Consider the following 18,003-nt stretch of genomic DNA (forward strand, 5'->3'; position numbering starts at 1 on the left):
CCCGGGATTATCCCAGATTGCGGCCGTGGTACCGGCAATCAGTTGGCGGCCAGCTTGCTGCGCGAAAGCGGCGGATTCTTGGCGAAATAGCGCTTGATACCGGCGACGATGGCAGCGGCCAGGCGGTCCTGATAGTCCTCGTCGGTCAGGCGCGCCTCTTCATGGGGATTCGTGATGAAAGCAGTCTCCACCAGGATGGAGGGAATGTCCGGTGCCTTGAGCACGGCGAAGCCGGCCTGTTCCACCGCGCCCTTATGCAGCTTGTTGATGCCGCCCAGCTCGGAGAGCACCGCCTTGCCCAGCTTCAGGCTGTCATTGATGGTGGCCGTCTGGGAAAGATCCAGCAGCGTTTTCTTGAGATAGGCATCCTTCACGTCCAGGTTGACGCCACCGATCAGATCCGCCTCGTTCTCCCGCTTGGCAAGCCAGCGGGCGGCGGCACTGGTGGCGCCGTTCTCCGAGAGGGCGAACACCGAGGAGCCGCTCGCTTCGGGATTGACAAAGGCATCGGCATGGATGGAAACGAACAAATCCGCTTGCACGCGGCGCGCCTTGGCCACGCGCTGCCCCAGGGGAATGAAATAATCGCCGTCGCGTATGAGGAAGCCGCGCATGTTGGGCTCCTCGTCGAGCTTGGCCTTGACCCGCCGGGCGATGGACAGCGTGACGTCCTTCTCCAGGGTGCCCCGGTAGCCACGCGCACCCGGATCCTCGCCGCCATGGCCGGCATCGATGGCAATGGTCACCAGGCGATTGAATTCCATGCCGTTGCGGGCCCGCTTCTTGCCCTCACTGGATTTTGCCCCTTCGGCGCCTGCCTGCGACGACGCCGGGGGAACAGCCTCGCCAGCCCCTTTCTCCAGTCCCGCCGCCGCCTGACCCGGCGTGGTCTCGAGCAGAGCAAGCAGGGGGTCTACGGGTTCGCGGGGATAGACATCGAGCACCACACGGTGGCCATATTCGCCCACCGGTTTGAGCTCGAACACCGAGGGCCGGGCCGGCAGCTTGAGATCCAGCACCACGCGCACCACGCCCGGCTTGAAGCGCCCGATGCGGATGGCTTTCACGTAGGGATCGTCCGTGGCCAGCCGCGCTGGTAGCGCCTTGAGCGCATCGGTGAGTGCCACGCCCTCGAGGTCCAACACCAGGCGCTCGGGGTCGGAAACCATGAAATGGGAAAAGCGCACGGGCGCGGCCGCCTCCAGGGTGACGCGGGTGTACTCGGCGCCAGGCCACACCCGCGCCGAGACGATGGCGGTGGCCGCCACGCCCTGACCGGCCCACAGGCACAGGCCAAGCAAAAGCCATGCTACGTGTCGCTTTCCCGCCCCCGTGCCAGTCGCTCCAGACATGCCTTGCCCGCCTCCGTGTGTGCCACCAGCCGCGCCTTGCGCCCTTCCCCCTGGAAGGACAGGTGGATATCCAAATCCGGCGGCGGCAGGGCGCCGCCGGCTTTTTCCGGCCATTCCACCAGGCAGACCGCTTCCCCGCCGAAGGCTTCGCGAAAGCCCGCATCCACCCATTCCCGGGGATCGGCGAACCGATAGAAATCAAAGTGATACAAGGATAACTTAGAAAGTGTATAAAGTTCAACCAGGGTGTAGGTGGGGCTCTTGACGCGGCCGGTGTAGTCTAGTCCCCTTAGCATTCCACGCACCAGGGTCGTCTTGCCGGCCCCGAGCTCACCATGCAGGTTGAGCACCATGCCGGGTTGCAAGCCTTGCGCCAGGGCCGCGCCCAGCGCCACGGTGGCGTGCTCGTCCGGCAAAAACCGGCTAAGTTCCTGGGTCATGGGTTGCCCGGGTAGGCGAGCCCGCTTTTGGGAATGTTCCACCGCGGCCAGGCCAGGGCGCCGGGCGCGAGATGCGCTTTCTTGGGATAATGAGCTCGATGCATGACTCCGCCTCTTTGGCTTCCGGGATCGATTTCGCGCACCTGGCCGCGCGTATCCGGCAATGGGGCAAGGAACTGGGCTTCTCCGCGGTGGGAATCGCCGATACCGATCTCACCGCCGCCGAGGCGGGACTGACGGCATGGCTCGCTGCCGGGATGCACGGCGAGATGGATTATATGGCACGACACGGCACACTCCGAGCCCGTCCCGCCGAACTCGTCCCGGGCACGCTGCGCGTGATCAGCGTGCGCATGGACTACCTGCCGGCCAGCGCACGCGATCCTCAGGCAGTGCTGGCGGATCCCCAGTGTGGCTATGTCTCCCGCTATGCCTTGGGAAGGGATTACCACAAGGTCCTGCGTAGCCGCCTACAACGCCTGGCCCGGCTGATTGCCCAAGAAGCGGGACGATTTAGCTACCGCGTGTTCACCGACAGCGCACCGGTGATGGAAGTGGAGCTGGCGCGCAAGGCCGGGCTCGGCTGGCGCGGCAAGCATACGCTGCTTCTATCACGCAACGGGGGCTCGTGGTTTTTCCTGGGCGAAATCTTTACCGACCTGCCGTTGCCGGTGGATCCGCCCACCACCGACCATTGCGGCAGCTGCCGCGCCTGCATGGAGGTTTGTCCCACCGGGGCCATCGTCGCGCCCTACGTGGTGGATGCGCGCCGCTGCATTTCCTACCTCACCATCGAGCACAAGGGCGCCATCCCCGAAGCGCTGCGTCCCCGCATGGGCAACCGCATCTACGGCTGCGACGATTGTCAGCTCACTTGCCCGTGGAACCGTTTCGCGACGCCTAGCCGGGACGCGGATTTCCAGGTGCGCAATGGCCTCGACGGCGCGGCCTTAACCTCCCTGTTCGCATGGAGCGCTGCGGAGTTCGAGACACGGCTGGCCGGCAGCGCCATCCGCCGCATCGGCCACGAACGCTGGCTGCGCAACATCGCCGTGGCCCTGGGCAACGCCCCCATGACACCGGCAGTGGTGAGCGCATTGCGTTCCAGGGCACACGACCCCTCACCGCTGGTGCGAGAACACGTGGTCTGGGCCTTGCGCCGCCACGGGCTATAATTCTGGCCGCCCATGCAGCCCGATTCCCGCTCCCCCATCGGCGTATTCGATTCCGGCATCGGCGGTCTTACCGTCGTGCGCGCCCTCATGGAACGCTTGCCCTTCGAGCACATCGTCTATTTCGGCGACACCGCGCGCGTGCCCTATGGCGTGAAGTCGGTGGAGACGATCGCCCACTACACCACCCAGATCGCCGAGTTTTTGCTGGAAAAGCAGGTGAAACTCCTCATCATCGCCTGCAATACCATGGCGGCAGTGGCCGCCGGCATGGTGCGCGATCTCTCGCCAGTGCCGGTACTGGACGTGATCGACGCCGGCGCCCTGGCGGCCGTGCAGGCCAGCGGCACGCGACGCATCGGGATCATTGGCACGCCCACCACCATCAACAGCAACGCCTATGCGCTGGCCATCCATCGCCTCGACCCGGAGGTGCGTCTGGTATCCCAGGCCTGCGCGCTGTTCGTCCCCCTGGTGGAGGAAGGGTGGCTCGATCATCCAGTGACTCGACTTGCTGCCCAGGAATATCTCAGGCCGGTGTTAAGCGAGAATATCGACACCCTGGTGCTCGGTTGCACCCACTATCCCCTGCTCAAGCCCTTGTTGCAGGAAGTGGCAGGCGCCGAGATACGCCTGATTGACTCGGCCCAGGCCATGGCTGAGCGCGCCGCCCGGTTGCTGCGCGAGCAAGGGCTGGCGAACCCCGACACGCGCCCGCCCCGCTATGAATTCTTCGTCACGGACGTACCGCTGCGCTTCCAGACCATAGGCGAACGCTTCCTTGGGCGCAGTCTCACACATGTGCATGTCGTCAAATGGTGATTTCCCGGAGCCTGTTTACCATGCGTTTCATCGTCGCCTTGCTCGTAGCGAGCCTGGTTGGCGCCTGCGCCACCACCACTCAAAGCGGCGCCGTGGGTGTGGAGCGACGGCAACTCCTCTTGGTCTCGCGCCAAGATGCGGAGCGTAGCGCCGCCGCCTTCTACGCGAAGGAGAAGGAAAAATACGCAGCGCGCGGCGCCCTCAACCCGGATCCGGCACAGACTGCGCGCGTGCGGCGCATCGCCCGCGATCTCATCGCGCAGACCGGCGTGTTCCGCCCGGACGCGCCGCACTGGAAGTGGGAAGTGAACGTGCTCAAAAGCGACGAGCTCAATGCCTATTGCGCCGCTGGCGGTAAGATCGCCGTCTATAGCGGACTGATCGAGCGGCTCAAGCTGACGGACGACGAGCTGGCAGCGGTGATGGGCCACGAAATCGCCCACGCCTTACGCGAGCACAGCCGCGAGGCCATGTCCGAGCTGGTGGCGCAGCAGCTGGGCATCGCTGTCTTGGCCACCGCCCTCAACATGGGTTCCCTCACCCAGGATCTGCTGGACAAAGCAGCAACCCTGGCGATCCAGCTGCCCAATTCGCGCGAGAAGGAACGGGAGGCCGATCGCATCGGACTGGAGCTCACCGCGCGCGCCGGCTTTGATCCCCGCGCGGCGGTGAGCGTGTGGAAAAAGATGATGGCCGCGGGCGGCAGCCAGCCGCCGGCATTCTTGAGCACCCACCCCAATCCCGCCGACCGCATGCAGGACATCGAGGCCCATCTGCCGCGCGTGCTGCCCCTCTACGAAGAAGCACGCCACGCGCAGCGATAAAAAGACCGGACGGCTGTCGCACGTCCGGCCAAGCGCCCGGATCAAGGAGAGCACGTACTTCCCGCTGGCAGGTGCCCATTCGAGCACTTCCGCTGGCCATTTTTGCAAGCCTCATGCCAAGTCACCCGGCCGCGCATGACGATCCCGTCATGTGTGCCAGGCCATTGACGCGCCAACGAAAAACGCGCGACCTGCGGACTCGGCTGCGGGCCTAGTCGTTTCCCGAGCAGCGCCTGGCACCCGCGCAAGTGACGCAAAGCGTCCAGAGTGCTCACGGTGAGGGTCAGGTTGGGGCGGCCCGGTCGCGCCTGCGTCCGGGGCGAAAGTAAGCCAGGTTGTCGTAATAAGTGGGCTCGTCGTTCGCCGACGTGAAGCCCGGAAACCCCAGCACCGGCACCGGCTGCAGGTCAGCGGGTGAGGTGAGTTGCGGTACCACCGCAGCCACGATTCCATCCAGCCGCGCCAATTGCTCGGTAAGACGCAGACGGAAAAATTCCGCTGATACCTCCACCACGACACCCTTGCCGGTCATGCCAACGAAGGGGGCAAGTGCCTTTTCCATGAGGCCATGGCCGAAGAGATAGCAGGCCATATGGGTCTGCACGCGCGCCCGCTTTTGCCAGAACAGTGCTTTCCAGCGGAAGGCGCGCATCAGGCTCAAGAGCTCGGCATCAGCGGCCACGATGATCACGCCGCTTTCGTCGAACTGGGCGAGCGCCTGTTCGGCGGGCGTGCGGCCGCCCTCTCCCCGTTGCGCACGGGCTTCCTGCAGCCGGTAGTGGCAGCGGTTCAGCGCGGCCTTGCTGCGGGGAAAGGCCACCCAGACGAGCAGATTGAAGAGATCGTGCCAATTTTGGAGGCGCGTGGGCAGCAGCCCTTCACGAGCGATGCGCGCCTCATAACCGGTCTGCCAATCCGGACCGGCGGCCAGCGGCGCACTCACCCGCAGCGGCACCCCTAGGCCGCTCATCACGGGCATCGGCAGACCATCGAGCAAGGCCTGATATTGCGGGTAGTTGGGCCAGCGTCCCGCGGGCCAGGGGAGGCGCGCCAGCACGGTCGCAAGCGAAGCGAATAGCGGGCCCTGGAGGCGCTGCGGATTCCATGGCGTGTGCATGGTTGAGAATTGTACCGGCCATCCCTATAAAGAAACTGGCGACCCGGCCGATGCGTTTTTCTAACCCCTTGCCCTGCGGAGGCGTTCATGCAAAGAGAAGCCTTTCTGCCAACAAGCGGCAGCAGTCTGCTGGAGATCAAGCGCTACGGCCAGAGCATCTGGCTGGACAATCTCTCGCGCACCCTCCTGCGTGAAGGCGGTTTACGCGCCTACGTGGAACGCGACGGCGTCTCCGGCGTGACCTCTAACCCGGCGATCTTCCAAAAGGCCATCGCCGACAGTCCTTACTACCGCGAGGAAATCGCGCGCCTGCGTGAAAGCGGCTTGAGTCCCGAGGAACGGTTCGAGGTGCTGGCCGTGGCCGATGTACGGGAGGCCTGCGACCTGCTACGTCCCCTGTGGGAAGCCACTGATGGGGACGACGGCTTCGTCAGCTTAGAGGTCTCGCCCAGCCTCGCTTACGATGAACCCGGCACCGTGGCGGCGGCGCAACGCCTTTACGCCAAGGTGGATCGTCCCAACGTGCTGATCAAGGTCCCGGCCACGCCCCCGGGCGTGCTCGCGTTCGAAACGCTGACCGCCCATGGCGTGAGTGTCAACGTCACGCTCATTTTTTCGCTTTTGCAGCACATGGAGGTGATGCGCGCCTATCTGCGCGGCCTACAGCGCTGGGTCGCCGGCGGCGGCGATCCGCGCCGGGTGAAATCCGTGGCCAGCATTTTCCTGTCACGGGTGGATACCCTGGTGGACAAGCGGCTCGAGGCCATCGGCAGCGACGAGGCGCTGGCGCTGCGCGGCAAAAGCGCCGTGGCCATGGCAAAGGTCGCCTATGGCCGCTACAAGGAAATCTTCCATGGGGCGGAATTCGCCTCGCTGCGTGCGGCCGGTGCCCGTCCCCAGTATCCCCTTTGGGCGAGTACAGGCACCAAGAATCCCGCCTACAGCGACGTACTCTACGTGGAGCCACTGATCGGCCCAGAGACCATCAACACCCTGCCGGACGCCACCTTGGCCGCCTTCCGCGACCATGGGCGCGCCGCGCCAACCCTGGAGCAAGACGCTGAGCAAGCGCTCAACGACTATCTAACCCTGGAACGCATCGGCATCAACATGCGTGAGGTAGGCGAAGAACTACAAGTTGCCGGGGTGAAGCTGTTCCAAGACGCCTTCGAACAATTACTCGCGTCCCTTGGATGAGCCCCTCACGCTGTGCGCGTGCGCAAGAAGTGAATGAAACCTGGCATCAAGGACAGGGCCACAATGCCCAGGATCACCAGGGTGAGATTTTCCTTGATGAAGGGGATGTTGCCGAAGAAATAGCCGGCGAACACGAGGGAGTTGATCCACAGCACCGCCCCAGCGGCGCTGAAAGCCACGAAGCGCGCATAGGGCATGCGGCCAATGCCTGCGACGAATGGCGCGAAGGTGCGCAGGATGGGAAAGAAACGGGCCAGCAGCACCGTCTTGCCGCCGTGACGGCGATAGAAGGCCTCGGTCTTTTCCAGGTGGGCGCGGTTGAGCCAGCGCGCTTGCCCCCGAAACACGCGTGGTCCCAGAACATGCCCGATCCAGTAATTGGTGTTGTCGCCGAGGAAGGCAGCCACCATCAACACGGTCGACAGCGTGGCCACATCGATGCCATCGGCAGCGGCCAGAGCACCGGCCACGAATAGCAGGGAATCCCCGGGTAAAAAAGGCGTCACCACCAACCCGGTCTCGCAGAAAATGATCAGAAACAGCACCAGGTAGAACCAGTTGCCGTAATTCTCCAGCAGCCAAAGCAGATGCTGGTCCAGGTGCAGCACAATGTCGGCGAACTGGGCGAGAAGTTCCAAGGGGCGCGGCTCCGATGGGGATGAAACGGCTACCCCGTCAGGGGAGCAGCTGCGCTTCCTGTTTCTTTTCGGGCTTCACGAAGGCTTCCCGCGAGATGCCCAGCCACATGACGATGGGACTGGCGACCAGGACCGATGAGTACGTGCCCACCACGATGCCAATGGTAAGCGCGAGGGCGAAATAGAACAGGATCTCGCCACCCAGAAAAAGCATGGCGAACACCATGATCTGCGTGGTGAGGTGGGTCATGATGGTGCGTGATAGGGTGGCGGTAATGGCGTTGTCGATGATCTGCGCCGGGGTGCCCTTGCGCAGTTTGCGGAAGTTTTCCCGAATCCGATCGAACACCACTACCGTGTCGTTCACCGAATAGCCCAGGATGGCCAGCACCGCCGCGAGCACGGTCAGGGAAAACTCCCACTGGAAGGCGGCAAACAGGCCGACGATGATGATCACGTCGTGCAAAGTGGCGGCGATGGCGGCTACCGCGAACTGCCACTCGAAGCGCACCCACAGATAGATCACGATGCCGATGGACACCAAAAGCAGCGCCAGGGAGCCATCATAGAGCAGCTCCTGCCCCACCTGGGGTCCGACGAATTCCACGCGCTGCAAGCTGGCATCCGGGCTCTGGCCGCGCAACACCTGCATCACCGCCCCGGAAAGCTGGGCGCTGGTGAGGCCAGCCTTGACCGGCAGACGCACCAGGACGTCGCGCGAGGTTCCAAAGTTCTGTACGCTGGCCTCCGCGAAGCCATTGGCAGCCAGATGTTCCCGAATCTTCTTGATGTCGGCGGGCGCCCCATAACGCACCTCGATCACGGTACCACCCGTGAAATCCACGCCCAGATTGAGCCCCTTCCAGAACAGAAAGACCACCGCCAGGATAAAGGTGGCCAGCGACACGAAGGACGTCACCTTCGCGTACTTCATGAAAGGGATGTCGCGCTTGATTCTGAAGAATTCCATGGTGCGGCCTTTCTATTCGCGTCAGCCGATGGAGAGCTTTTGTATCCGTTTCATGCGGCCGTAGGTCAGGTTGACCATCGCACGTGACACCGTGACCGCACTAAACATGGAGGTGAGAATACCCAGACACAGGGTGACGGCGAAGCCACGTACCGGCCCCGATCCCAGCCAAAACAGAAAGAAGCCGGCGATCAGGGTCGTGATGTTGGAGTCCAGGATGGTATCCCAGGCGCGGTCGTAACCGGCATGGATGGACGCCTGGGGCGTATTTCCGTTGCGCAGTTCCTCGCGGATGCGCTCGAAGATGAGCACGTTGGCATCGATGGCCATGCCCACCGTGAGGGCGATACCCGCGATGCCCGGCAGGGTGAGCGTGGCCTGCAGCATGGACAAAAGCGCCACCAACAACATCACGTTGACCGCCAGAGCGAGGCTAGCGATCACGCCGAAAACGCGGTAATACGCGACCATGAAAAGCACGATGCCAGCAAACCCCACCAGCGTAGAGTAGAAACCACGTCGGATGTTGTCGCTACCCAAGCTGGGCCCCACGGTGCGCTCCTCGATGATTTCCATGGGTGCCGCCAGCGCCCCGGCGCGCAGCAACAGGGCGATGTCATTGGCCTCCTCGGTGCTGCGCATGCCCGTGATCTGCACCCGGCCACCTGGAATCTCGGTCTGAATCACGGGCGCGGTTACCACCTCCGCCTGGCCTTTTTCAATGAGCAGGATGGCCATGCGCTTGCCGATGTTCTCCCGCGTGAGCTGCTGGAAAATGCGCGCGCCGCGGCTGTCCAGCGTCATGTGCACGGCGGGCCGGCCGTGCTCGTCGAAGCCGGCACTGGCATCGGTGATGTATTCCCCGGTGAGCACCACGTTCTTGCGCACCAGCACCGGCTGGCCATTGCGCTCGCGCATGAGCTCCGCCCCGAGCGGCACCTGGCCGGCCAGCGCCGCTGCGATCTCGCTGTCCGTGAAGTCCGCCATGCGCAGCTCCAAGGTGGCAGTACGTCCCAGGATCTGCTTGGCGCGGGCGGTGTCCTGCACGCCAGGCAGTTGCACCACGATGCGATCCACCCCTTGCTGCTGGATGATGGGCTCCGCCACCCCCAGCTCGTTGACGCGGTTGCGCAGGGTGGTGAGGTTTTGCTTGAGGTCCATCTCCTGGCGGCGCTTGAGGGCTTCCGGCTTGAGGGTTGCCACCAGATAGAGTTCACCCCCCCTGTCTTCCTCGCGCACCACCAGATCGTCCAACTTGGCAGCGATCAGGTCCTTGGCCTTGGCGCGGTTGACGCCGTCCGGGAACTTCACTTCCACGGCCTGGCCGCGGCGCGCCACGGCGGAATATTGCACGCGGTTCTCCCGCATCAAGGCCCGCACATCGGAAGCATAGCGCTCGACCGCCCGGTCGATGGTGGTCTTCGTGTCGATCTGCAGCAGAAAATGCACACCGCCACGCAGATCCAGGCCGAGGTACATGGGCTGGGCATGGATGGCGGCGAGCCAGGCGGGCGAGCGGGACAAAAGATTGAGCGCGACCACGTAGTCACTACCCAGCTGCTCTTCCAGCACGGTTTTGGCACGCAACTGGGTATCGGTGTCGGCAAAGCGCACCTTCACCGTGCGCGTGTCGAGCTGAGCGAGCTCATACGGGATCTTCGCGCTTTTCAGCACGTCTTCCACACGTTTCAACGTCATCGCATCGACCTGTACCGTGGGCTTACCCGCGGAAATCTGCACCGCCGGCGATTCGCCGTAGAAATTGGGCAAGGTGTAGATGAAGCCCACCGCCAGGGCAATGGCGACGACGATGTACTTCCAGAGGGGATAGCGGTTCATAGTAGGGCCGATCGGTCCGTCTGGCGGCAGTCAGCTGGCGCTCTTTAGCGTGCCTTTGGGCAGCACCGCCTGGATGGTGGGTTTTTGCACCTGCACCACCACGCCGTCGGCAATCTCCAGCGAGACGTACTGATCCCCCACTTTGGTGACCTTGCCTAGCAAGCCACCGGCAGTCACCACCTCATCGCCCTTCTGCAGGGCGTCCAACATTTTCTTTTGCTCCTTGGCGCGCTTCATCTGGGGCCGGATCAGCATGAACCAGAACAGCACGAAGATGACGATGAAGGGCAACAAGCTCATGACGGGGTCCGCCTGCTGGGCAGCAGGGGCGGCATAGGCGGGGGGAATGATCACGACGGCCTCCGAGAACTTCGTTGGAATCAGCGTGTTGCGCGAAACGACGCTTTTGTGAAAGCGGGCATTCTAGCACGAAGGCCCGCCTGCGGCGCCCGCGCGCGCCGCGCAGAACGCAGCGATGTAATCCGCCAGGCGCCCTGCCTCGATCGCGGCGCGCAGCTCCCGCATCAAGGTCTGGTAGAAATGCAGGTTGTGGTGTGTGTTGAGGATGGCCCCTAAGATCTCGTTGGTCTTGTCCAGGTGGTGTAGGTAAGCACGACTGAAATGACGGCAGGTGTAGCAGTCGCAGGTTTCATCCAGCGGGCGTGTGTCGGTGCGATGCACGCTGTTGCGAATCTTGATGTCGCCATGGCGGGTAAACAGCATGCCGTTACGCGCATTGCGCGTGGGCATCACGCAATCGAACATGTCCATGCCAAGGGCCACGGCCTCCACGATGTCCTCCGGCGTGCCCACGCCCATTAGGTAGCGTGGCCGCTCCGCCGGCAAGCGCGGCGCGGTGAAGGCGAGGATTCGACGCATCTCGTCCTTTGGTTCACCCACCGACAGGCCGCCGATGGCATAGCCATCGAAGCCGATTTTGATTAGGCCCTCAACGGACGCCTCGCGCAGTCCCTCGTACATGCCCCCTTGGACGATGCCGAACAGGGCACTGGGATTGCCCTCGTGGGCGCGCCGGGAACGTTCCGCCCAACGCAGCGAAAGTTGCATCGAAGCGCGGGCGGTGGCCTGATCTGCGGGATAGGGTGTGCACTCGTCGAAGATCATCACGATGTCCGAGTTCAGCACCCGCTGGATACGCATGGATTCCTCGGGCGAGAGGAAGCAGGGATCGCCGTTCACCGGCGAGCGGAAGTGCACACCCTCTTCACTGATTTGACGCAAGGCATTGAGACTGAAAACCTGAAACCCGCCGGAATCGGTGAGAATGGGCCCATCCCAACCCATGAAGCCATGCAACCCGCCATGGGCGGCGATCACCTCTAGCCCAGGCCGCAGGTAGAGGTGGAAAGTATTGCCCAGCACGATCTGCGCACCCACCTCGCGCAGGGCATCTGGCCGCATGGCCTTGACGGTGCCATAGGTCCCCACCGGCATGAAGGCGGGCGTCTCCACCACACCGTGGGTGAGGGTGAGCCGCCCGCGCCGGGCGGCACCGTCGTGGGCGAGCAGTTCGAACTTCATTGCGGCGCCCGCTCGATGAGCGTGGCGTCTCCGTAGCTAAAGAAGCGATAGCGCATCTCCACCGCGTGGGCGTAAGCGTGCTTCAGGGTGTTGATGCCGCCGAAGGCGCACACCAGCATGAACAGGGTGGAACGCGGTAGATGGAAATTCGTGAGCAGGCGCTCCACCACCCGGAAACGGTAGCCAGGCACGATGAACAGGTTAGTCTCACCAAAGCCCGCCGTGAGCGTGCCGCTCGCCGCAGCCGCCTCTAGGGCACGCAAAGAGGTGGTGCCTACCGCCAACACACGGCCGCCCCTGGCACGCGCCTGCTCGATGGCCGCCACCGTCTGCTCTGGGACTTCATACCACTCGCTATGCATCCGGTGTTGGCGCACGTCCTCTACGCGCACCGGCTGGAAGGTGCCGGCCCCCACATGCAAGGTCACGCGCGCCAGCACCACCCCATTTTCCTGCAAGGTCGCCAGCATATCTTCGTCGAAATGTAGCCCCGCCGTGGGGGCCGCCACCGCACCTGGGCGCGTGGCATACACCGTCTGGTAACGCGCTTCGTCCAGTGCCTGCGGCGCGCGCTCGATGTAAGGGGGCAGCGGCAGGCTGCCGTGAATTTCCAGCCATTCGAGCAGAGGCATTCCGGCCCGCAAATGGACGCGGTAGAGATCGCCCTCGCGCGCCTCCACTAGCAGCCCCGTGTCGTCGTCCACGCGCAGAAAACTGCCCGCCTTGGGCGCATGACTCGCGCGCAGCAAGGCCAGCGCGTGATGGCTGTCCAAGACCCGCTCGATTAACACCTCCACTTTGCCGCCGGTGTCCTTGGTGGCAAAGAGCCGCGCCTTGATCACCCGCGTGTCGTTGAGCACCAGCACATCCCCCGCGCGTACTAGCTCGGGAAAATCGGTGAACATGCGATCGGCCAAGGTGCCGGTCGCACCGTTTATGTGGAGCAACCGACTTTCGCGCCGGCGCTCGGGCGGAAACTGGGCAATGAGCTCGGCAGGCAGAAAAAAATCAAATTCGGAAATGTGCATGGGCGAGGGGCTGTGCGCGGCGCCCGGCATTATACCGAAGCCCTGTGCGGCTTGCCGCGTCCCGACTTTCCCGGGATAATCCGCCCCTCTGCCGAGTGATCGGGGTTTTTGCGGGAAGACCGGCACTCACTGCCCGACCGCACGCTAAAGCCGCTCCCGCTTAAGGCTCTTCCCGTGCGGGAAGCGATGATCCGCGGCACAGGCTTGCAAACGCCGGGATGGCGGAATCGGTAGACGCAGCGGACTCAAAATCCGCCGGTAGCGATACCATGAGGGTTCGAGTCCCTCTCCCGGCACCAAACGAAAAAGGCGACCAGAGGTCGCCTTTTTTTGTTGCACTCGCTGGCGTTCACGCCATCTGCACCGGAATCCTGTCGCGCTGTTCCACGATCCGGTTGTGTTCGTCCACGTAGACGAGCTGCGGGGCGTATTTTTGCAGCTCCAGCTCGTTGTATTGGGCATAGGCAGCAACGATGACGATGTCACCGGGCTTGGCCTTGTGGGCCGCGGCACCATTCACCGAAATGATGCCCGAGTCCCGCTCGGCACGGATGGCATAGGTGGTGAAACGCTCGCCGTTACTGACGTTGTAGATCTCGATCTGCTGGTATTCGCGGATGTCGGCCGCTTCCAGGAGCGCTTCGTCGATGGCGCAGGAACCCTCGTAGTGCAGTTCGGCGTGCGTCACGCGCACCCGGTGCAGCTTCGATTTGAGCATGGTCCGTTGCATGGTCGGCCCCTGTTTCGCAGTCTTGAAAGGGAGGCGGATTATACCGCTACCGACGGGGTGCCGGAAGGCGTCACCTCGACGTTGTCGATCAGACGCGTCTCGCCCAGCCAGGCCGCGCCCAGCACCACCAGTTGCGGCGGGTTTCCTTGCGGCAGGGCCAGCGTGGCCGCGTCCCGCACCGACACGTAGTCCACCCGCCAGCCATGGGACTCCAGTTCCCGACGTGCGCTCGCCTCCAGCGCGGGATAGTCTCGCTCCCCCTGGGCGATCGCTGCGGCCACGGCGCCGAGGCTGCGGTACAGACGTGGCGCCTCGGCGCGCTGGGCGCCAGACAGGTAAGCATTGCGGGAGGAAAGGGCCAGGCCGTCGTCGGCGCGCACCGTCTCCCCCGCCAGGATCTGAATGGGGAAATTGAGCTCGCGCACCATGCTGCGCACGATGAAGAGCTGCTGGTAATCCTTTTTGCCGAACACCGCCACGCTGGGCTGCACGATGTTGAACAACTTGGCCACCACCGTGGCGACACCCCGGAAATGCCCGGGCCGGAAAGCACCGCACAATTCGTCCGCCACTGGCGGCGGCAGGATCTCGGTCTGCTGCGGGGTGGGGTACATTTCCGTAACGGTGGGCGCGAACACCACGTCGCATCCCACGCTTTCCAGTTTCGCGCAGTCCTCGGCCAGGGTGCGCGGGTATTTGTGGTAGTCCTCGTTGGGGCCAAACTGCAATGGATTGACGAAGATGCTCACCACCACCGTGTCACCGTGAGCGCGCGCCAGGCGCACCAAGGCCAGGTGGCCTTCATGCAGGTTACCCATAGTAGGCACGAAGGCCACGCGGCCAGCCTCACTCAGGCGTTCGTCCAGCGCGCGTATGGTCGCGATCACTTCCATGCTCAGTCGAATCCGTGTTCCGGCCCGGGAAAGCTGCCATCCTTGACGGCCCGCACATAAGCAGCCACGGCCGCTTCGATGCTGTGCGCGCCCTCTAGGAAATTACGGGCGAAGCGTGGCACCTTACCCCCATAGATGCCTAGCATGTCGTAGAGGACCAGCACTTGGCCGTGACAGTCCGGGCCGGCTCCGATGCCGATGGTGGGCGCAGCCACAGCGGCGCTGATCTGGCGGGCCAGCAAACGGGTGGTCATTTCCAGCACCAGCAGCCCAATGCCCGCCTGATCGAGAATGCGCGCATCGGCCAGCAGGCGCGCTGCCTCGCTTTCCTCCCTTCCCTGCACACGGTAGCCGCCCACCTGGTGCACGGACTGGGGCAGCAAGCCCAGGTGCCCGCACACCGGTATGCCCCGCTCCACCAGGAAGCGCACGGTTTCTTCCATCACGCGCCCCCCTTCCAGCTTCACCATGTGGGCGCCGGCGCGCATCAGGCGCGCGGCGCTGGCAAACGCCTCGCGCGGCGAAGCCTGATAGCTGCCGAAGGGGAGATCCGCAACGATGAAGGCGCGGCTCGACCCCTGGGCCACACAACGCGTGTGGTACTCCATCTCCTCGAGACTCACGGCGAGGGTGCTCTCCCGCCCTTGCAGCACCATCCCCAGGGAATCGCCCACCAGCAGCACCTCCACGCCGGCGGTCTCCAGCAGGCGCGCGAAGCTCGCGTCATAGCAGGTGAGGCTGACGATGCGCTCACCTGCGCGGGCCATTTTCTGCAAAGTGGTGAGGGTGAGGCGGGCCATCTTCAGTCGCCGCGGTTGAGGAACGCTCGGCCGCGCACCTTGGGCAGGCGCGCCAGCAGGAGATCCAGGTCGGCCGGCTCTGCCACGAAATTCAGGTGCGCGCTGTTGACGATCATGAGGGGTGAGGCCTCGTAGTGGTAGAAATACTGCGCGTAGGCTTCGGACAGGCGGGTGAGGTAATCGCGGTCGATGGCGCGCTCGTACTCGATGCCCCGGCTGCGCACCCGCTCCAGCAGCACGTCCACTGGCGCCTGCAAATAGATTACCAGATCGGGACTCGGGGCTTGCGGCGCAAGCTCAGCGTAAACCTGCTGGTAGAGACGGAACTCGTCATCGGACAGAGTGAGCCGGGCAAACAGGGGATCCTTGTCCAACACGAAATCCGCCACCACGGGGCGCGCGAACAGCTCGCGCTGGGTCAGTTGGCGCACCTGCTCCACGCGCTGGAACAGGAAAAACAGTTGAGTGGCCAAGGCGAAGCGTGGCGGGTCCTGGTAATAGCGCGGCAGGAAAGGATTGGCCTCGGCGCCCTCCAGAAGCAGCGTGGCATCCAGCCGCTCTGCAAGACGCCGCGCGAGGCTAGTCTTGCCCGCCCCGATGGGGCCTTCCACGACGATGTAGCCTATCTCCAGCAGGCCCGCCATGTTCACGCCGCGATGCGTTCCACGCTCTGATTGAGACAGCGGGCAAGGAAGGTTTCTGCCGGGCCGCGTCCCGGAATCACGCACTCTGGCGCGATCTCCAACAGTGGTGCCAGCACGAAGGCGCGCTCATGCATGCGGGGGTGGGGCAGGGTGAGCCCCTCCTCGTGGAGGACGAGATCGCCATAGAGCAAGAGATCCAGGTCGAGGATGCGCGGCGCGTTGCGGAACTCGCGTTCGCGGCCGAAAGCGTGCTCCAGCCCGAGCAAGGCATCGAGTAGCGCCCGCGGGGGCAACATCGTTTCCACCGAAGCCACCGCGTTGATGAAATCGGGCTGATCCAGATAGCCCACGGGGGCAGTACGGTACAGGGAAGAACGTGCGATGAGCCGGGTATGAGGCAGGCGCGCCAGCTCCACCAACGCGCGCGTCACCTGGTTAGCAGGCTCGGCGAGGTTGCTGCCCAGCGCGATGAAGGCCAGCGTCCCGCCACACCTCGCGGCGGAGCAAAGGGCCGTGGTCCGACTCATGCCTTATCGTCCTGGCTGGCCAGTGGCGCAGCCTGACTGCCGGGCTTGCGCCGGCGGCGCCGGCGGCGGCTGCGCCCAGCCCCCTCCCCTTTCACCAGCATGCGCGCGCGTTCCTCGGGTGTGGCGTGCTGGAAGGCTTCCCACCACTGTCCCAGCGCAGGGTCCAGTTCGCCGCTGCTACAACGTAGCAGCAGGAAATCATAGGCGGCGCGGAAGCGTGGCTGTTCCAGAAGCCGCAACGGCCGCTGGCCGGAACGGTTGAGGAAACGCGGTTGCATGCTCCAGATCTCGCGCATCACCGCGGTATAGCGACGGGGAATGGCCAGCGTTTCCACCTGGCGCTCGATCACCTCGTCGATGGCCTGCTGTAGGGCAGCCATGGGTGGCTGACCTTCCGCTTCGCGCCTCTCCCAGCGGCTCAGCACGTCGTGCCAAAGCAGGGTGGCGAATAGGAAAGCGGGCGAGACCGGCTTGTCCGCCGCGATGCGCTCGTCCGTGTTTTGCAAGGCGAGGGTGACAAAGCGTTCGCCCAAGGGCTGTTCCAGCACCACGTCGAGCAGTGGCAGTACCCCGTGATGCAAACCTTCCTCGCGCAGTCGCTTGGCGCTCTCCAGAGCATGGCCGGAGAGGAAAAGCTTGAGCATCTCGTCGAAGATGCGCGCCTTGGGCACGTCCTTAAGGAGTGGGGCGAGCGTACGGATGGGCTTGCGCGTGGCGGGATCGAGCCGGAATCCCAGCTTGGCAGCCAGCCGCACCGCACGCAGCATGCGCACCGGATCCTCGCGGTAGCGGGTGTCGGGATCGCCGATGATGCGTAGCACCCCGCGCTTGAGATCGGCCACGCCATGCTGATAATCCCAGATCTCGGCCCGCGTGGGATCGTAGTAGAGCGCATTGATGGTGAAGTCACGCCTAAAAGCGTCGTCCGTCTGGGTGCCGAACACATTGTCGCGCAACAGCCGGCCGTTCTCGCTCACCACGCGTTCCATCTCGCAAGCCTCTTCCTCTTCGTATTCGCTGCGTTCCTCGGGCGGCGGTGCGTGCTGGCCGCGAAAGGTGGTGACCTCCACCGTCTCCCGGCCACACATCACATGCACGATGCGGAAACGCCGGCCGATGATGCGGGAGCGGCGGAAGAGCTGCCGGACTTGCTCGGGACGCGCGTCAGTGGCCACGTCGAAATCCTTGGGCATCTTGCCCATCAGCAGGTCGCGCACGGCTCCGCCCACGACGAAAGCCTGGTAACCAGCGCGCTGCAAGGTCGCGCAGACAGCGAGCGCACAGGGACTGATGCGGTCGGGCGTGATGCCGTGCTTCTTTAAGGGAACGATGACGGGCTCACCCGCCCGGCGCGGGCGGAGGAGTCGCCGGATGAGTTTCTGGATCATAGGAAAGGCCGGAATTGTCGCCGAGGCCATGCCAAAGGGCAAGCGTGCAAACCCGTCCTTGCCGCGCAAGCGGCAAACCA

At 64.1% G+C, this 18,003-nt stretch carries 19 protein-coding genes and 1 tRNA gene; 5 read left to right on the forward strand and 15 right to left on the reverse strand.

The window, feature by feature from the left end; all coding sequences use genetic code 11:
* Positions 1-38: 38 nt before the first annotated feature.
* Together V6E02_RS07815 and tsaE are read right to left on the reverse strand one after the other, a co-directional pair.
* On the reverse strand, positions 39-1,352 hold the full coding sequence (locus tag V6E02_RS07815) for an N-acetylmuramoyl-L-alanine amidase (RefSeq protein WP_347308226.1): 1,314 nt from the start codon (positions 1,350-1,352) through the stop codon (positions 39-41).
* Positions 1,310-1,792, reverse strand: a complete 483-nt coding sequence (tsaE, locus tag V6E02_RS07820) for a tRNA (adenosine(37)-N6)-threonylcarbamoyltransferase complex ATPase subunit type 1 TsaE (protein WP_347308227.1) — start codon at positions 1,790-1,792, stop codon at positions 1,310-1,312. The genes V6E02_RS07815 and tsaE overlap by 43 nt, the downstream gene beginning before the upstream one ends.
* A gap of 89 nt (positions 1,793-1,881) precedes the next feature.
* Between tsaE and queG the strand changes: the two genes are divergently transcribed.
* The 3 genes from queG to V6E02_RS07835 are packed head-to-tail and all read left to right on the forward strand — an operon-like array spanning position 1,882 to position 4,610.
* A complete protein-coding gene (queG, locus tag V6E02_RS07825) occupies positions 1,882-2,967 on the forward strand; it encodes a tRNA epoxyqueuosine(34) reductase QueG (RefSeq protein WP_347308228.1) in 1,086 nt (361 codons plus the stop codon).
* 12 nt (positions 2,968-2,979) lie between these two features.
* Positions 2,980-3,786: a glutamate racemase gene (gene murI / locus V6E02_RS07830; RefSeq protein WP_347308229.1), complete on the forward strand. Its 807-nt coding sequence runs from the start codon at positions 2,980-2,982 to the stop codon at positions 3,784-3,786.
* Positions 3,787-3,806: 20 nt separating this feature from the next.
* Positions 3,807-4,610: a M48 family metallopeptidase gene (locus V6E02_RS07835; RefSeq protein WP_347308230.1), complete on the forward strand. Its 804-nt coding sequence runs from the start codon at positions 3,807-3,809 to the stop codon at positions 4,608-4,610.
* A 283-nt stretch (positions 4,611-4,893) separates the two neighbouring features.
* On the opposite strand, the gene V6E02_RS07840 is transcribed toward V6E02_RS07835, so the two are convergent.
* Positions 4,894-5,727 (reverse strand): DUF3025 domain-containing protein, encoded by an 834-nt coding sequence (locus V6E02_RS07840; RefSeq protein ID WP_347308231.1) that lies wholly within the window; start codon positions 5,725-5,727, stop codon positions 4,894-4,896.
* A gap of 87 nt (positions 5,728-5,814) precedes the next feature.
* On the opposite strand from V6E02_RS07840, the gene tal reads away from it, so the two are divergent.
* Positions 5,815-6,924 (forward strand): transaldolase, encoded by a 1,110-nt coding sequence (gene tal, locus V6E02_RS07845; protein WP_347308232.1) that lies wholly within the window; start codon positions 5,815-5,817, stop codon positions 6,922-6,924.
* 5 nt (positions 6,925-6,929) lie between these two features.
* Here the strand turns inward: tal and V6E02_RS07850 are convergent, their stop codons facing one another.
* The 6 genes from V6E02_RS07850 to queA form a co-directional block, all read right to left on the reverse strand.
* On the reverse strand, positions 6,930-7,562 hold the full coding sequence (locus V6E02_RS07850; RefSeq protein ID WP_347308233.1) for a DedA family protein: 633 nt from the start codon (positions 7,560-7,562) through the stop codon (positions 6,930-6,932).
* 37 nt (positions 7,563-7,599) lie between these two features.
* Entirely contained in the window at positions 7,600-8,532 is a 933-nt protein-coding gene (secF, locus tag V6E02_RS07855; RefSeq protein WP_347308234.1) for a protein translocase subunit SecF, read from the reverse strand.
* A 21-nt stretch (positions 8,533-8,553) separates the two neighbouring features.
* Positions 8,554-10,371 carry a protein translocase subunit SecD gene (gene secD / locus V6E02_RS07860; protein WP_347308235.1) on the reverse strand — a complete coding sequence of 606 codons (1,818 nt, stop codon included), beginning with the start codon at positions 10,369-10,371 and terminating at the stop codon, positions 8,554-8,556.
* A 30-nt stretch (positions 10,372-10,401) separates the two neighbouring features.
* On the reverse strand, positions 10,402-10,725 hold the full coding sequence (gene yajC / locus V6E02_RS07865) for a preprotein translocase subunit YajC (RefSeq protein ID WP_430626784.1): 324 nt from the start codon (positions 10,723-10,725) through the stop codon (positions 10,402-10,404).
* A 69-nt stretch (positions 10,726-10,794) separates the two neighbouring features.
* Complete coding sequence (gene tgt, locus V6E02_RS07870; RefSeq protein WP_347308236.1) at positions 10,795-11,913, reverse strand: tRNA guanosine(34) transglycosylase Tgt; 1,119 nt, start codon at positions 11,911-11,913, stop codon at positions 10,795-10,797.
* On the reverse strand, positions 11,910-12,971 hold the full coding sequence (gene queA / locus V6E02_RS07875) for a tRNA preQ1(34) S-adenosylmethionine ribosyltransferase-isomerase QueA (RefSeq protein WP_430626785.1): 1,062 nt from the start codon (positions 12,969-12,971) through the stop codon (positions 11,910-11,912). Before queA ends, tgt begins: the two co-directional genes overlap by 4 nt.
* A gap of 182 nt (positions 12,972-13,153) precedes the next feature.
* On the opposite strand from queA, the gene V6E02_RS07880 reads away from it, so the two are divergent.
* Positions 13,154-13,240 (forward strand) — tRNA-Leu (locus V6E02_RS07880).
* A 50-nt stretch (positions 13,241-13,290) separates the two neighbouring features.
* Here V6E02_RS07880 and panD read toward each other — a convergent pair.
* From panD to pcnB, 6 genes are read right to left on the reverse strand one after another with little or no spacing between them, the layout of a single operon-like run.
* A complete protein-coding gene (gene panD, locus V6E02_RS07885) occupies positions 13,291-13,671 on the reverse strand; it encodes an aspartate 1-decarboxylase (RefSeq protein WP_347308238.1) in 381 nt (126 codons plus the stop codon).
* 38 nt (positions 13,672-13,709) lie between these two features.
* Entirely contained in the window at positions 13,710-14,564 is an 855-nt protein-coding gene (panC, locus tag V6E02_RS07890) for a pantoate--beta-alanine ligase (protein WP_347308239.1), read from the reverse strand.
* A gap of 2 nt (positions 14,565-14,566) precedes the next feature.
* On the reverse strand, positions 14,567-15,364 hold the full coding sequence (gene panB, locus V6E02_RS07895; protein WP_347308240.1) for a 3-methyl-2-oxobutanoate hydroxymethyltransferase: 798 nt from the start codon (positions 15,362-15,364) through the stop codon (positions 14,567-14,569).
* Between the two features lie 2 nt (positions 15,365-15,366).
* A complete protein-coding gene (locus V6E02_RS07900) occupies positions 15,367-16,008 on the reverse strand; it encodes a deoxynucleoside kinase (RefSeq protein ID WP_347308241.1) in 642 nt (213 codons plus the stop codon).
* A 2-nt stretch (positions 16,009-16,010) separates the two neighbouring features.
* Positions 16,011-16,535, reverse strand: a complete 525-nt coding sequence (folK, locus tag V6E02_RS07905) for a 2-amino-4-hydroxy-6-hydroxymethyldihydropteridine diphosphokinase (RefSeq protein WP_347308242.1) — start codon at positions 16,533-16,535, stop codon at positions 16,011-16,013.
* Positions 16,532-17,953 (reverse strand): polynucleotide adenylyltransferase PcnB, encoded by a 1,422-nt coding sequence (gene pcnB, locus V6E02_RS07910; protein WP_430626786.1) that lies wholly within the window; start codon positions 17,951-17,953, stop codon positions 16,532-16,534. The genes folK and pcnB overlap by 4 nt, the downstream gene beginning before the upstream one ends.
* Positions 17,954-18,003 lie beyond the last annotated feature (50 nt).

The sequence above is a fragment of the Thiobacter sp. AK1 genome, assembly GCF_039822265.1.
Lineage (GTDB): Bacteria > Pseudomonadota > Gammaproteobacteria > Burkholderiales > Thiobacteraceae > Thiobacter > Thiobacter aerophilum.

Bases quoted from the DNA above. Each gene is read 5' to 3' on its own strand.
- V6E02_RS07815 (WP_347308226.1), bottom strand. From the start codon at position 1,352: ATGTCTGGAGCGACTGGCACGGGGGCGGGAAAGCGACACGTAGCATGG.
- tsaE (WP_347308227.1), bottom strand. From the start codon at position 1,792: ATGACCCAGGAACTTAGCCGGTTTTTGCCGGACGAGCACGCCACCGTG.
- queG (WP_347308228.1), top strand. From the start codon at position 1,882: ATGAGCTCGATGCATGACTCCGCCTCTTTGGCTTCCGGGATCGATTTC.
- murI (WP_347308229.1), top strand. From the start codon at position 2,980: ATGCAGCCCGATTCCCGCTCCCCCATCGGCGTATTCGATTCCGGCATC.
- V6E02_RS07835 (WP_347308230.1), top strand. From the start codon at position 3,807: ATGCGTTTCATCGTCGCCTTGCTCGTAGCGAGCCTGGTTGGCGCCTGC.
- V6E02_RS07840 (WP_347308231.1), bottom strand. From the start codon at position 5,727: ATGCACACGCCATGGAATCCGCAGCGCCTCCAGGGCCCGCTATTCGCT.
- tal (WP_347308232.1), top strand. From the start codon at position 5,815: ATGCAAAGAGAAGCCTTTCTGCCAACAAGCGGCAGCAGTCTGCTGGAG.
- secF (WP_347308234.1), bottom strand. From the start codon at position 8,532: ATGGAATTCTTCAGAATCAAGCGCGACATCCCTTTCATGAAGTACGCG.
- secD (WP_347308235.1), bottom strand. From the start codon at position 10,371: ATGAACCGCTATCCCCTCTGGAAGTACATCGTCGTCGCCATTGCCCTG.
- tgt (WP_347308236.1), bottom strand. From the start codon at position 11,913: ATGAAGTTCGAACTGCTCGCCCACGACGGTGCCGCCCGGCGCGGGCGG.
- queA (WP_430626785.1), bottom strand. From the start codon at position 12,971: ATGCCGGGCGCCGCGCACAGCCCCTCGCCCATGCACATTTCCGAATTT.
- panD (WP_347308238.1), bottom strand. From the start codon at position 13,671: ATGCAACGGACCATGCTCAAATCGAAGCTGCACCGGGTGCGCGTGACG.
- panC (WP_347308239.1), bottom strand. From the start codon at position 14,564: ATGGAAGTGATCGCGACCATACGCGCGCTGGACGAACGCCTGAGTGAG.
- panB (WP_347308240.1), bottom strand. From the start codon at position 15,364: ATGGCCCGCCTCACCCTCACCACTTTGCAGAAAATGGCCCGCGCAGGT.
- V6E02_RS07900 (WP_347308241.1), bottom strand. From the start codon at position 16,008: ATGGCGGGCCTGCTGGAGATAGGCTACATCGTCGTGGAAGGCCCCATC.
- folK (WP_347308242.1), bottom strand. From the start codon at position 16,535: ATGAGTCGGACCACGGCCCTTTGCTCCGCCGCGAGGTGTGGCGGGACG.
- pcnB (WP_430626786.1), bottom strand. From the start codon at position 17,953: ATGGCCTCGGCGACAATTCCGGCCTTTCCTATGATCCAGAAACTCATC.